The sequence below is a fragment of the Pseudomonas sp. GW821-FHT09E04 genome, assembly GCF_059416185.1.
Genome location: NZ_JBWKOR010000004.1, coordinates 271,794 through 285,250, shown reverse-complemented (window position 1 = coordinate 285,250; position 13,457 = coordinate 271,794). Strand labels below are relative to the sequence as shown.

Here is a 13,457-nt window from a genome sequence, read left to right as displayed (position 1 = left end):
TGACCCCATCGCTGGCAAGCCAGCGATGGGGTCAGGTCAGGCACTAGAGCTCTGTGGCCAAAGACTCAATCTGCTCCTGCCGCTCAGCCTGATTCAGCTTCGGATGCGGATTGAGCGACGACCACTGTGGATGCGCCCGGGCCTTGCCCAATGCTTCGGGCAGCTTGCCTTCGCGCCAGGTCTTGTCCTGTGGCGTCACCACCTGAATGCTGTCCAGCGCCGCATGGCCACGGGCATTCAACGCTTGCAGCAGTTGCCGTTGACGCAGTGCCAGCAGGCGCAACACGTTGTCGTCGACCGTCAGCTCCCTTTGTCCCTTGATCTTGCCCAGCAGGCGATTGCCGTAGCTGCGGGCGGTTTGCAGGGCGCCGCCGGCAATTGCGCCGGCCAGGGCGGCGGCGCCGAGGGTGATGCCGCCCACCAGCAGATCCACACCTGCACCGGCCGCTGCGCCGGCCGCAATCCCGCCGCCGACTCGCACCCCCAGTTGCTTGAGGGTTTCCGGATTGAACAGGTCATCGCCCCAACGCCCGTCGAGCAGCGGCAAATCACTGGCCGCGGCGTCTTGCGGTCGGAAGGCGTAGAGCTTGAGCAGCGCTTCGACGCATTTCTGCTCGCGTTGGCGCACGGCCTTGCGCAGTTCGCTGATGGCCTGTTGTTCCTGTTCCGCGTTGCTCGCCACGCTGCGCCGGCACGCGGCGCAGTCGATCAACAATTCGGCGATCAGGCGTGCGGCACTTTGTTCGCGGGCGAGGCGTTGGGCCTGTTGATCGGCGATCAGGCGTTCAAGTTGTGGGCGGGCATTTTCCAGCAGCAACGCAAGGCTTTCATACAGTCGTCGCTCGCCGTCCTCGGGCGGGGCGACGCTGTCGAAGCGCACCAGCGCGTGCAGTCCCAGGCGCGCCAGCGCTTCACGCCAGTCCGGCTCGCGGTGATTGGCGCTGCTGACGAAATTCAACACCGGTAGCAACGGCTTGCCGCAACTGGCCAGCACCTCCAGTTCATCGCGGTACTTGGCCAGCACCGGCTCTCGGGCGTCGATCACATACAGGCCGGCGTCGGAGTCGAGCAGTTGCCGCAACACTTTGGCTTCCTGTTCGAAACGCTGGCGCGCTTCGCTGCCGTCGAGAAACCGCGCCAACCGCGCCGGGCCGTCGAGGCGTTCGCCGGGGCGTTCCAGGCGCTCGAGAAAATCCAGCAGGGCGATGGCGTCTTCCAGACCCGGTGTGTCATAGAGGTCGAGCAACGGTTCGCCATCCACCGACAACCGCGCGCCCTCGACATGCCGCGTGGTGCTCGGGCGATGGGAGACTTCGCCGAAACCGACGTCGCGAGTCAGGGTGCGCAGCAGCGAAGTCTTGCCGACGTTGGTGTGGCCGACCACGGCCAGTTTCAGCGGCGCTTTCCAGGCATCAGTCATGTCCGTGCTCCAGCCAGTTCAACGGGGCGCAATCGGCAAATGGCAGCTCCAGCTGTTGCAGCGCCACATGCCAGTCACCGAGGCGTTCGGCGTCCAGCGCCTGTCCCGATGGCGCCTGCAACAGCCAGATTCGGGTCGCGGCGGCATTGCGCGCCAGCTCGGCGATCAGTGCCAGGCTGCCGCGATCCGGGGAGCGTCTCGGATCGCAGGCAATCGCGAGGCGTGCCGGCGGAAAACGGCTGAGCTGTTCGAGCAGTTTGTTGCGTGATTCACGACTGTCGAGGATGCCGGCGTTGCTGACGTTCTTCGGCAGCGCCGGCGGCCATGGGTGCTGATCGTCGAGCTCGATCGCCACCAGCAGGGCGCCATCGCTGGCGTGTTCGCCGACGGCGCTTTCGACGCGGTGCAGTTGCGCAGGCTCAGGGTCGGTAATGCCCAGGCGTTCGCTGGTCGGCATCAGCCGTTCGCGTAACTGGGCGTAGCCGGGCAGGTTCAGGTCCAGACGCAACGCAGCGTTGCCGCTGTTCCAGCGCCAGAAGCAAAACAGCGCCAATAGCAGGCGCGGCAGCACGCCGTACACCACCAGCACGCCGACCAGCCAGGTCGCCCAGGCCTGTCGGGCGGTTTCGATGTTCAGCGCGGTGTCGCCGCTGGCGCGGATCATGTCTACGGTCGGCACGTTGAAGCCCAGCAGTGCCGGCAATGTGCCGAGGACCTGGGTCATGTTGATGAACGTATCGGCACTGAGAATCGTGGTTTCCCAGACGAAGCCGTAGCGCCGGGTTGCCATCAGCGTCAGCAGCAAAACCAGCGCGCTGAACATCGCCAGCAGCCACAGGCCATTGACCAGCGAGCCGAGCGCCCAGCGATTGAGCTTCTTGCGTTGCAGCATCAACAGCAGGGCCGGCGCCAGTTGCGCAGCCTTGGCATCGCGGGCGAGTTTTTCACTGAGCCACAGCCACAAGCGGCCAAGGGTGGCACCGTGTTCGCCAGCGAAGATCAGCCCCAGGGCCCAGCTCAACAGCAAAATCAGGTTCAGCCCGAGCAGACTGCCCAGCGCCCAGAACACATTGACCGGCGTCTGGCCCAGTGCGGCGAAAGCCAGGCCGGCGCCGCTCAGTACCGCGAAGATCGCCAGCAGCACCAGCGCCAGACGGGCGCCTTGCAGCCAGTGCTTGAGCGCAGAGGTCAGGCCATCGCGCTCGGCCAGCCACAGGGCGCGGCGTTGAATGCGGCTCGGCAGATCGCCGCCGGCCGCGCGGGCCAGGCGATTGGCTTCCAGATCGTCCAGCGGGCCTGCGTGTTCTTCGCGCAGGCGCACGGTTTCGGTGAGCCAGAGGTTTTGCAGTGGAGTCAGTTCAGTCACGCGGCATCCCGTTGCTTGATTGAGCCGTGAGCATAACCGCTGTGGCGCTTATCGGGGTAAGCGCGGCTCTGGTATCCTCGCCGGCATGACTAAATCACTCCCCCTCAGCCTGATCGCAGCCCTCGGTGAAAACCGCGTGATCGGCGTCGACAACAGCATGCCCTGGCACCTGCCGGGGGACTTCAAATACTTCAAGGCCACGACGCTCGGCAAGCCGATCATCATGGGTCGCAAGACCTGGGATTCGCTGGGTCGTCCGTTGCCGGGCCGTTTGAATATCGTGGTCAGCCGTCAGGCCGATCTGGTGCTGGAAGGGGCGGAAGTCTATCCGTCGCTGGAAGCTGCCGTGGTTCGCGCCGAAGAGTGGGCGAAAGAGCAGGGCGTCGACGAATTGATGCTGATTGGCGGGGCGCAACTGTATGCGCAGGGGCTGGCGCAGGCGGATCGTCTGTATCTGACCCGTGTGGCACTGAGCCCGGAAGGCGATGCGTGGTTTCCGGAGTTCGATCTCAACCAGTGGAAGCTGGTGTCGAACGTGCCGAATCCGGCTGAAGGCGACAAACCGGCTTACAACTTCGAAGTCTGGGAGCGGGTTTAGCTCAATTGATCGTTCCCACGCTCCTGCGTGGGAATGCCTCTAGGGACGCTCCGCGTCCAGTGACGCAGAGCGTCACGGGCTGCATTCCCACGCGGAGCGTGGGAACGATCAGCGAGGGAGCACGCTCCCTCGCTACAACGTCAATCAAGCCTGAGCAAGCTCCGCATGCTCATCGGCATCCAGCAGGGCCTTGTCGGTCTGCTGCATCACCTGGCTGGTAATCGCGCCAGCGGTGATCGAACCACTCACGTTCAGCGCCGTACGACCCATGTCGATCAGTGGCTCGACCGAAATCAGCAACGCCACCAGCGAAACCGGCAAGCCCATGGCCGGCAGCACGATCAGTGCCGCGAAAGTCGCACCGCCACCCACGCCCGCCACACCGGCCGAACTCAAGGTCACGATCGCCACCAGCGTCGCGATCCACAGTGGATCCAGCGGGTTGATGCCGACCGTTGGCGCAACCATCACCGCCAACATTGCCGGGTACAGACCGGCGCAGCCGTTCTGGCCGATGGTCGCACCGAACGATGCGGCGAAGCTGGCAACCGATTGCGGAATGCCCAGACGACGGGTCTGCGCTTCGATGCTCAGCGGGATGCTCGCGGCGCTGGAGCGACTGGTGAACGCGAAGGTCAGCACCGGCCAGATCTTGCGGAAGAAGCGCAGCGGGTTGATCCCGGCCGCCGACACCAGCAGGCCGTGCACCACGAACATCAGGCCCAGACCGAGGTACGACACCACCACAAAACTGCCGAGTTTGATGATGTCTTGCAGGTTGGAACCCGCCACCACTTTGGTCATCAGCGCCAGCACGCCGTACGGGGTCAGCTTCATCACCAGACGCACCAGACGCATCACCCAGGCTTGCAGGGTGTCGATGGCGTTGATCACTTTCTGACCTTTCTCGACGTCATCCTTGAGCAGTTGCAGCGCGGCAACCCCCAGGAACGCGGCGAAGATCACCACGCTGATGATCGACGTCGGCTTGGCCCGGGCCAGGTCGGCGAACGGGTTCTGCGGGATGAACGACAGCAGCAGTTGCGGCACATTCAGGTCGGCGACCTTGCCGGCGTAGTCGGTCTGAATGGTTTGCAGACGGGCCATTTCCTGAGTGCCGGCGACCAGGCCTTCGGCGGTCAGGCCGAACAGATTGGTCAGGCCGATACCGATCAGCGCCGCAATCGCGGTGGTGAACAGCAGTGTGCCGATGGTCAGGAAGCTGATCTTGCCCAGCGATGAAGCGTTGTGCAGACGGGCCACGGCGCTGAGGATCGAGGCGAACACCAGCGGGATCACGATCATTTGCAGCAGTTGCACGTAACCGTTGCCGACCAGGTCGAACCAGCCGATCGAGGCTTTCAGCACCGGGTTGCCGGCACCGTAAATCGTGTGCAGCGCGACGCCGAATGCCACGCCCAGCACCAGCGCGAGCAGGACTTTTTTCGCCAGGCTCCACGAGGTGTGACGGGTTTGCGCCAGGCCGAAGAGCAGGGCGAGGAACACCAGCAAGTTGAGAATCAGAGGCAGATTCATGAGGACTCCAGAAAAGACTGTGCCAACAACCTTCCGGGGCTGTTGCGAACCGGCAAGCCTAACAGTTTGATTTCCAATGAATTAATACCGAAATCGAAGGTCGTCCGTCGTTTTTGGAATAAGCGTGTGTCGCTCTCGGGGATGCAACTGGCGCGGAAGGGACGCGGACGGTCGCTGACAGACGAGGACTGTCACATTTATTTGTTAGCGTCGATTTCTTTGACTCAGGGAGAAGTGTCCATGAAGTTTGCACCGAAATTTCTGGCTGTCGCGCTGACTGTGGGGATGGGCCTGGCCACTCAGGCGTTCGCCACCGACCTGAAACACTGGCCGGCGGATCAGGCCAAGGCGCTGGACGCGATGATTGCCGCCAACGCCAACAAGGGTAACTACGCGGTGTTCGACATGGACAACACCAGCTACCGCTACGACCTCGAAGAGTCGTTGCTGCCGTTCATGGAAAACAAGGGCCTGATCACCCGCGACAAACTCGACCCCTCCCTGAAACTGATGCCGTTCAAGGACACCGCCGACCACAAGGAAAGCCTGTTCAGCTACTACTATCGCCTCTGCGAAGTCGACGACATGGTCTGCTATCCATGGGTCGCGCAGGTGTTCTCCGGTTTCACCCTCAAGGAACTCAAAGGCTACGTCGATGAGCTGATGGCGTCGGGCAAACCGGTGCCGGCGACTTATTACGATGGCGATGTGGTGAAGAACCTCGACGTCCAGCCGCCGAAAGTCTTCGCCGGTCAGGCCGAGCTTTACAACAAGCTGATGGAGAACGGCATCGAGGTCTATGTGATGACCGCCGCCTCCGAAGAACTGGTGCGGATGGTCGCGGCCGATCCGAAGTACGGCTACAACGTCAAACCGCAGAACGTGATCGGTGTTTCGCTGCTGCTCAAAGACCCGAAGACTGGCGAACTGACCACCGCGCGCAAGCAGATCACCGCTGGCAAGTATGACGAGAAGGCCAACCTCGGCCTGGAACTGACGCCTTACCTGTGGACCCCGGCGACCTGGATGGCCGGCAAGCACGCGGCGATCCTGACCTACATCGACGAATGGAAAAAACCGGTGCTGGTGGGCGGCGACACCCCGAGCAGCGACGGCTACATGCTGTTCCACAGCGTCGACGTGGCCAAGGGCGGCATTCACCTGTGGGTCAACCGCAAGGACAAGTACATGACCCAGCTCAACGGCATGATGGCCAAACACGCAGCGGCGCAGGCGAAAGAAGGTTTGCCGGTGACGGCGGACAAGAACTGGGTGATCGTGAAGCCGGAAGAAATTCAGTAATCCTTTCTACGATGATCGTTCCCACGCAGAGCGTGGGAACGATCAAACTGAAGGAAACAAAATGCCCCGCACTTGGCGGGGCATTTTGTTTCTGCGATTTGACGCTTACAGCCCGTCGAGCATCGCCTTGTTACGCACCGCACCCTTGTCGGCGCTGGTGGCCAGCAGGGCGTAGGCCTTGAGGGCGGTGGTCACTTTGCGTGGACGTATTTCCACCGGTTTCCAGCCCTTCTTGTCCTGCTCGACCCGGCGTGCAGCCAGTTCTTCGTCGCTGATCAACAGGTTGATCGAGCGGTTCGGAATGTCGATCAGCACCTTGTCACCGTCCTGCACCAGACCGATCGCGCCGCCGGCTGCAGCTTCTGGCGAAGCGTGGCCGATGGACAGGCCGGAGGTGCCGCCGGAGAAGCGGCCATCGGTCAGCAGGGCGCAGGCTTTGCCCAGGCCTTTGGATTTCAGGTACGACGTCGGGTAGAGCATTTCCTGCATGCCCGGGCCGCCTTTCGGGCCTTCGTAGCGAATGATGACGATGTCGCCTTCCTTCACTTCGTCGGCGAGGATGCCGCGCACGGCGCTGTCCTGGCTTTCGAAGATCTTCGCGTTGCCTTCAAACACATGGATCGACTCGTCGACGCCGGCGGTTTTCACCACGCAGCCGTCCAGGGCGATGTTGCCGTAGAGCACGGCCAGGCCGCCTTCTTTCGAATAGGCATGCTCGAAGCTGCGGATGCAGCCGTTTTCACGGTCGTCGTCCAGGGTTTCCCAACGGGTCGACTGGCTGAACGCGGTCTGCGTCGGAATGCCTGCCGGGCCGGCCTTGAAGAAGTGGTGTACGGCTTCATCGTCGGTCTGGGTGATGTCCCACTTGGCGATGGCTTCTTCCATGCTGCGGCTGTGCACGGTCGGCAGGTCGGTGTGCAGCAGGCCGCCACGGGCCAGCGAACCGAGGATGCTGAAGATGCCGCCGGCGCGGTGCACGTCTTCCATGTGGTACTTCTGGATGTTCGGCGCGACTTTGCACAGTTGTGGCACTACGCGCGACAGGCGATCGATGTCGCGCAGGTCGAACGCGATCTCGGCTTCCTGGGCAGCGGCCAGCAAGTGCAGGATGGTGTTGGTCGAGCCGCCCATGGCGATGTCGAGCATCATCGCGTTCTCAAACGCCTTGAAGTTGGCGATGTTGCGCGGCAGTACCGACTCGTCGTTCTCGCCGTAGTAGCGTTTGCACAGTTCGACGATGGTGCGGCCGGCCTGCAGGAACAGCTGTTCGCGGTCACTGTGGGTGGCGAGGGTCGAACCGTTGCCCGGCAATGCGAGGCCCAGGGCTTCGGTCAGGCAGTTCATCGAGTTGGCGGTGAACATGCCGGAGCACGAACCGCAGGTCGGGCAGGCGCTGCGCTCGTACTCGGCAACCTTCTCGTCAGAAGCGCTGGAGTCGGCGGCGATGACCATGGCATCGACGAGGTCGAGACCGTGGCTGGCCAGTTTGGTCTTGCCGGCTTCCATCGGGCCGCCGGAGACGAAGATCACCGGAATGTTCAGGCGCAGGGCGGCCATCAGCATGCCCGGGGTGATCTTGTCGCAGTTCGAGATGCAGACGATGGCGTCGGCGCAGTGGGCGTTGACCATGTACTCGACGGAGTCGGCGATGATTTCGCGGCTCGGCAGCGAATACAGCATGCCGTCGTGACCCATGGCGATGCCGTCGTCCACGGCGATGGTGTTGAATTCTTTCGCCACGCCACCGGCGCGTTCGATTTCACGGGCAACCAGTTGGCCCAGGTCTTTCAGGTGAACGTGGCCCGGTACGAACTGGGTGAAGGAGTTGGCAATCGCGATGATCGGCTTCTTGAAGTCGTCATCTTTCATCCCGGTGGCGCGCCACAGTGCGCGGGCGCCGGCCATGTTGCGGCCGTGGGTGGATGTTTTCGAACGGTAATCTGGCATGGAGCACTCCGGGCGGCTAATCACTTACTAATCAGGTGCAAAAGGGGAGTGAGCTTCTATTGACGTCTGGAACACTCAGAAATGGCCGTGTGTCCTGAAGTTGCCGATGACGTTGCGGGATCGCCGCTGGTCTCAGCCTGAGCTCATAAACCCGCCGGGGATGAATGGCGATGAATCTCGCGATTCTACACCGCTGGCGTCAGGAGGGAATGGCGCAAAACGTTGTTCCAGCGCTGACGCCCCGTGCGGAATGACGACTGGCAGGTTTAATCGCCGCCCGGCTGTGCGATGGCACCGGTTTGCAGGATTCTGGCGCGACGGCTGATCCGGTTGTTCAAGGCGAGCGCCACACCACTGAGCAAGACAAAGCTGTAGCCCAGGGTGGATTGCAGGTTGGTCGGGCTCAGACTGATCAAGGCACTGATCAAACCGCCGCAGATGAAAATGATCGTGCTGCCGGCCGAGGCCGAGGTGCCGGCGATGTCCGGAAACAGGCCCATGGCCCGTGAGGTGGCGGCCGGTCGGGCGATGGTGGTGCCGGCGGTGCAGATCAGCATCGGGATCAGCACTGTCGCCGGAGCCAGTGCAAAGCTCGACGACAGGTACAGCATGGTCACACCGGCGAACAGGATCAGGCTCAAACCGACGACCATCTGCTGGCCGCTGGTGATGCGCCTGCTCAGCACGCTGGCGAGGATGCCCCCGGTGACGTACGCCGCACCGTAGATCAGCAGGATCAAGGAAAATTCGTAGGCGGACAATTGCAGCCGGTCCATGAAGATCAGCGGCGAGATCACGATGAATGAAAAGTGGCAGGCGAACGCGAATGCCGAAATCAGCCAGTAGCCGACGAAGTCGAAATCCCCCAGCACCCGACGGTAAGCCGTGAGGAAGTTCGTGCTTGTGCCTCGGGTGGTCGGTCGGGTGTTCTCCAGAAACAGACAGGCCTTGAGCAGCACTACGGCGGATAATGTGATGAACACCCAGAAGCTGCCTCGCCAGCCCAACGTTGCCTGCATGAAAGTCCCTGCCAGCGGTGATACCGAGATGAAAATCCCGCCGGCGGTGACCATCAGGATTCGCAGGCGATCGCGTTCCTCGCCTTCGAACAGATCCTGGACCAGCGCCTGGGACAGCACGAAGCAACCGCAACCCAGCGCCTGAACGACCCGGAATATCAGGAACAGCGAATAGTCCGAGGTCATTACACACCCGAGGGCACCGAGCATTGAAACGCTCATGCCGGCGAGCAGCAGCCCCTTGCGACCGATCACATCCGACAGCGGCCCGATCAGCAACTGGGCGAAGGCGATACCGACGGCGAACAGGCTGATGGACAGTGCGATGTCCGCCGGAGTGCTGCGAAAGTGTTCGGCTAGCGCCGGGAACGAAGGCAGCAGGACATCCAGCGGAAATACACCCAGCAACACCATCGCCAGCAACAGGCTGACGGCCCCGCGACGTTGTCGGGTCGTCATCCCGGATTTTCCTTTATCCATCGATCAATCCTGCCTTGGCGAAAAGTATCTGGTTTTGAGGTTCAGTGAAAAATCCGGCTTTCTTCAGTGCATTCAACGTGGCGACGCTGCCTGCCCGTGCGCGCGATCGGGTGGCTTGCACTGTTACCAGCTTGCCGAGTATCTCCGTCACGACGCTGTCTGCGATCCCGGCGTTGCACAGGCTTTGCTGCAGCCACGGTTCATCGATTTCGAAGAAGATCCCGAGGATCTCAAGCAGGGTGGCGGCGGCGAAGGTTCGTTGTTGCGCGCCCAGGTGCAGCCAGAGGTAGTGGAACACTTCAGTGAAGTAGCGACTGTGGCGCGCTTCGTCCGTGAGGTGATCGCGCAGCATGTCGTTGACCCCGGACACCAGGCTGTCCCGGCAGACGTCGAGCAGCTCCCGGGCAATGATGGTTTCCGAGACGAAGCCGAGCAGGAACCCTGTCAGCGGTCGCTGCTCTTGAGGCGTTCTGGCGATCAGCCCGTCCATCCGCGTGATGCGCCTGGGCATCACCGGGCGCCCTGTGATGGCGTAGAACCCGGCGATCTGTTCCGCGACCTGATGGGAAAACAGGGCGTGGTAGCCCTCATCGGTGTAGAGCTGCAGTGCGGCGGTTTTCATGGATGGCAGAAGATCGACCGGCAGTTCGCCGTGGACGATGACTTCGACGGCGCGATTGACGATGCGGTGTTCAAGTAACGTGGTGTAGTCGAGAAAATGCACCAGATGACTGGCCGTGAGCCGATGCACTACCGAACGGCCCGCCGCTTCGATGGCCGGGTGGGCAAGATAGGGCAGAAATGCCGGCGGGAACCAATGACGGGTTTCCAGTTGTTGCGCGATGTCAGCCGGCAAGCGGTAATCGTGGGCGCTGGTACGCACCGAAGCGCGGGTGTTCCAGTCGCCCAGTGAAAACTCGAAGGCCGGGGCTTGGGAGAGAAGGCTCATGCTTGCGACTCACGCAGCAGGTCGCGCATTTCCTGGCACATCGCCTGACCGTCGCTTTCGCCGCAACCGACAAAGAACAGCGGTTGCTCGGTAGCGTTCTCCAGTTGCAGCAATGTGTCGACCTGATCGTCGGCGAATGCGCCTGTCAGCCAGGTGTTCATGCCTAGCGCGGTGGCGGCCAGTTGAAACGTCTGTGAAAGATGCCCGGCCTCGACGAACGCCATTCGGTAGGCGCGCGAGTGGGGATACTTCCACCAGAGCCTGTCGAAACGGGCGGTGATGAACAGGCCCAGTGGCAGGTTGTTGATGAAGTGCTGGCCTCCCAGCAGATTGCCCAGCGCTGTGTCGGGCGACGGGTTGATCAGGCTCAAGGCGTGTTCGGTCGGGTGATAGGCATATACGCCAGGTGCCAGTCCTTCGACGTTCTGGATCAGCAGGTAACCTTCGCAGGCATTGAGCCCGCCACCGGAAGGGCTGCTGCGGCGGGCGTCGAGTCCTTCGGCGACGCTGTCGTCGCCTTCGCGCTCGCGCAGGTATCCGAGGGTCAGGTAGAGCAAAGTGCCGACATCTTTCAGCGCGATGGAAGAGCCGGTGAAGGACCGGCAGGTTTTTCGCCGGGTCAGGGCGTTCGACAGACTGTCGTCATTCAATGTCGACGGCGCGGGGAGAGCGATGCGTCTGCCTGGGGGGCGCTCAGCCGTGTCATCGGCCGGGGGCGAGGAGGCGAGCACTTCGTTGCAATGTTCCAGGTATTGTCTGGCCCATTCATGAATGTTTTTCGGAATGTATTCGCAGGGAATGTTGCGGGTGCCGATGTGATAAACCTTCGACAGTTCATCCCAGCCCCATATGGGGTTGTTTATTGTCGATGTTGTCAGTATTCCGGCGTTGAGTAACTGTGTATCTATGATGTTGTCGTTGTCGTACAGCTCGGGGTTGTGGATTAGTTGTGCCAGGCGAGATGAATAGTCCAGATCGAGTTCATGTTGCGTGTGATCTTTATAGTTCCAGACTATTTGTCCTGGCGTGCGCGGCAATATGAATAGATAGGGATTTATTTGCATGTTAAGGCAAGGCTCTCTGGATAGGTCATCAAAGACGCTGGGTAGCCGGCAATACCCAGCGCCGCCTTACTTATCGGGTTTTAGGTGCAACCAGAAAAGCCAGGTTTGCGATTTTGCGGGATTCCAGAGCAATTGCTTTCATGTTTGAACTCCTTGTTCATTGAGGCTTCGTTATTTGTTGAGTGCCACCTCGTGGTGACGACTTAATAATAGTTTGTAATGGATTAATCGCAAGCGGATATTAAGTAGGAATATTCCAGTAATTTTGTCGGAGTGATCTTCCGCTTGAAAAGGTCTTGTAAGTTAGATATTGGTAAATGATGGATGTAAGGAAATGTCCTGCACGCTGACCGGACGATAAATGTAGGAAAGCCAATAACGGAAGGCAAAAAGAAGGGGAGCCCGTTGGCTCCCCTTCTTTTATGCATCGATACCGTTAGCTGTTGGGCAGCAGACGGCAGGTGATGCTCTTGATGTAGCGGGTTTCCGGAATGGCCGGGTGCACCGGGTGATCCGGGCCCTGCCCACCACGCTCCAGCAGCTGGATGTTGCGGTCCAGGTGACGGGCGCTGGTCAGCAGGATGTTCTGCAGGTCGTCTTCCGGCAGGTGCATCGAGCACGAAGCGCTGAACAGGATGCCGTCCTTGTTGAGCAGGCGCATGGCTTGCTCGTTCAGGCGGCGGTAGGCGCCTTCACCGTTTTTCATGTCCTTCTTGCGTTTGATGAACGCAGGCGGGTCGGCAACGATCACGTCGAAGCGTTCTTCGCTGGCCTTGAGTTCCTTCAGGGCTTCGAAGACGTCGCCTTCGATGCAGGTCATCTTGTCGGCGAAGCCGTTCAGCGCGGCGTTGCGTTCAACACCGTCGAGGGCAAAACCCGAGGCATCGACGCAGAACACTTCGCTGGCGCCGAATGCGGCAGCCTGCACACCCCAGCCACCGATGTAGCTGTAGAGGTCCAGCACGCGTTTGCCTTTGGCGTAAGGGGCCAGGCGCGCGCGGTTCATGCGGTGGTCGTAGAACCAGCCGGTTTTCTGGCCCTGAATCACCGGGGCTTCGAATTTCACGCCGTTCTCTTCCAGCGCCACCCACTCCGGCACCAGGCCGAACACGGTTTCGGTGTAGCGCTCGAGGCCTTCGGCATCACGGGCGGCGGAATCGTTCTTGAACAGGATGCCGCTTGGCTTGAGCACTTGGGTCAGCGCCGCGATCACGTCATCTTTATGCGCTTCCATGGTCGCCGAAGCGATCTGCACCACGAGGATGTCGCCGAAACGGTCGACCACCAGACCCGGCAGCAGGTCGGAATCACCGTAGACCAGACGATAGAACGGCTTGTCGAACAGGCGATCGCGCAGGGACAGGGCCACGTTCAGGCGATGCACCAGCAGCGACTTGTCCAGCGGCAGCTTGATGTCGCGCGACAGCAGGCGGGCGCAGATCAGGTTGTTCGGGCTCATGGCGACGATGCCCAGCGGCTTGCCGCCGGCGGCTTCGAGGATCGCCTGGTCGCCGGCCTTGAAGCCGTGCAACGGGGTCGCGGCCACGTCGATTTCGTTGCTGTAGATCCACAGGTGACCGGCGCGCAGGCGACGGTCGGCGTTGGCTTTGAGGCGCAAGCTAGGCAGGGACATGACGTCGCTCCGGAAAAAAGAGCGGGAGTATACCGTGTTGCGCTGCACGCGGGTTCGGTGCTGGACATGTGGCGCGTAAGCCCGGCCTGTCAGCGGATGAAGGCAGAATTGGCCAAATGGTCTTGAATGAAAGTTTCCGCCGA

10 protein-coding genes are annotated in these 13,457 nt (G+C 61.4%); 2 read left to right on the top strand and 8 right to left on the bottom strand.

The window, feature by feature from the left end:
• Nucleotides 1–43: 43 nt before the first annotated feature.
• Complete coding sequence (locus AC07N4_RS16330) at nucleotides 44–1,420, bottom strand: GTPase/DUF3482 domain-containing protein (protein WP_493065678.1); 1,377 nt, start codon at nucleotides 1,418–1,420, stop codon at nucleotides 44–46.
• A complete protein-coding gene (locus AC07N4_RS16325; protein WP_493065679.1) occupies nucleotides 1,413–2,786 on the bottom strand; it encodes a DUF2868 domain-containing protein in 1,374 nt (457 codons plus the stop codon). The genes AC07N4_RS16330 and AC07N4_RS16325 overlap by 8 nt, the downstream gene beginning before the upstream one ends.
• Before the next feature lie 85 nt (nucleotides 2,787–2,871).
• Here AC07N4_RS16325 and AC07N4_RS16320 point away from each other — a divergent pair, with 85 nt between their 5' ends.
• Nucleotides 2,872–3,384 (top strand): dihydrofolate reductase, encoded by a 513-nt coding sequence (locus tag AC07N4_RS16320; RefSeq protein ID WP_102619674.1) that lies wholly within the window; start codon nucleotides 2,872–2,874, stop codon nucleotides 3,382–3,384.
• A 144-nt stretch (nucleotides 3,385–3,528) separates the two neighbouring features.
• Here the strand turns inward: AC07N4_RS16320 and AC07N4_RS16315 are convergent, their stop codons facing one another.
• Nucleotides 3,529–4,920, bottom strand: coding sequence for an L-cystine transporter (locus AC07N4_RS16315; protein WP_085689555.1), 1,392 nt, complete (start codon nucleotides 4,918–4,920; stop codon nucleotides 3,529–3,531).
• Nucleotides 4,921–5,160: 240 nt separating this feature from the next.
• Between AC07N4_RS16315 and AC07N4_RS16310 the strand changes: the two genes are divergently transcribed.
• Nucleotides 5,161–6,222: an HAD family hydrolase gene (locus AC07N4_RS16310; RefSeq protein ID WP_096817534.1), complete on the top strand. Its 1,062-nt coding sequence runs from the start codon at nucleotides 5,161–5,163 to the stop codon at nucleotides 6,220–6,222.
• Between the two features lie 105 nt (nucleotides 6,223–6,327).
• Here the strand turns inward: AC07N4_RS16310 and ilvD are convergent, their stop codons facing one another.
• From ilvD to AC07N4_RS16285, 5 genes are all read right to left on the bottom strand, one after another.
• Nucleotides 6,328–8,169, bottom strand: coding sequence for a dihydroxy-acid dehydratase (ilvD, locus tag AC07N4_RS16305; protein WP_096817537.1), 1,842 nt, complete (start codon nucleotides 8,167–8,169; stop codon nucleotides 6,328–6,330).
• A 266-nt stretch (nucleotides 8,170–8,435) separates the two neighbouring features.
• Nucleotides 8,436–9,668: an MFS transporter gene (locus AC07N4_RS16300; RefSeq protein ID WP_102619677.1), complete on the bottom strand. Its 1,233-nt coding sequence runs from the start codon at nucleotides 9,666–9,668 to the stop codon at nucleotides 8,436–8,438.
• Nucleotides 9,661–10,617, bottom strand: a complete 957-nt coding sequence (locus AC07N4_RS16295; RefSeq protein WP_102619678.1) for a diiron oxygenase — start codon at nucleotides 10,615–10,617, stop codon at nucleotides 9,661–9,663. Before AC07N4_RS16295 ends, AC07N4_RS16300 begins: the two co-directional genes overlap by 8 nt.
• Nucleotides 10,614–11,681, bottom strand: a complete 1,068-nt coding sequence (locus tag AC07N4_RS16290; RefSeq protein WP_493065680.1) for a SagB family peptide dehydrogenase — start codon at nucleotides 11,679–11,681, stop codon at nucleotides 10,614–10,616. The genes AC07N4_RS16295 and AC07N4_RS16290 overlap by 4 nt, the downstream gene beginning before the upstream one ends.
• A 436-nt stretch (nucleotides 11,682–12,117) precedes the next feature.
• Complete coding sequence (locus tag AC07N4_RS16285) at nucleotides 12,118–13,314, bottom strand: class I SAM-dependent rRNA methyltransferase (protein WP_096817544.1); 1,197 nt, start codon at nucleotides 13,312–13,314, stop codon at nucleotides 12,118–12,120.
• Nucleotides 13,315–13,457 lie beyond the last annotated feature (143 nt).

What these genes read in the sequence shown, in the direction of transcription:
- AC07N4_RS16300 (WP_102619677.1), bottom strand. Translation starts at nt 9,668, where the DNA reads ATGGATAAAGGAAAATCCGGGATGACGACCCGACAACGTCGCGGGGCC.
- AC07N4_RS16295 (WP_102619678.1), bottom strand. Translation starts at nt 10,617, where the DNA reads ATGAGCCTTCTCTCCCAAGCCCCGGCCTTCGAGTTTTCACTGGGCGAC.
- AC07N4_RS16290 (WP_493065680.1), bottom strand. Translation starts at nt 11,681, where the DNA reads ATGCAAATAAATCCCTATCTATTCATATTGCCGCGCACGCCAGGACAA.
- ilvD (WP_096817537.1), bottom strand. Translation starts at nt 8,169, where the DNA reads ATGCCAGATTACCGTTCGAAAACATCCACCCACGGCCGCAACATGGCC.
- AC07N4_RS16285 (WP_096817544.1), bottom strand. Translation starts at nt 13,314, where the DNA reads ATGTCCCTGCCTAGCTTGCGCCTCAAAGCCAACGCCGACCGTCGCCTG.
- AC07N4_RS16330 (WP_493065678.1), bottom strand. Translation starts at nt 1,420, where the DNA reads ATGACTGATGCCTGGAAAGCGCCGCTGAAACTGGCCGTGGTCGGCCAC.
- AC07N4_RS16310 (WP_096817534.1), top strand. Translation starts at nt 5,161, where the DNA reads ATGAAGTTTGCACCGAAATTTCTGGCTGTCGCGCTGACTGTGGGGATG.
- AC07N4_RS16315 (WP_085689555.1), bottom strand. Translation starts at nt 4,920, where the DNA reads ATGAATCTGCCTCTGATTCTCAACTTGCTGGTGTTCCTCGCCCTGCTC.
- AC07N4_RS16320 (WP_102619674.1), top strand. Translation starts at nt 2,872, where the DNA reads ATGACTAAATCACTCCCCCTCAGCCTGATCGCAGCCCTCGGTGAAAAC.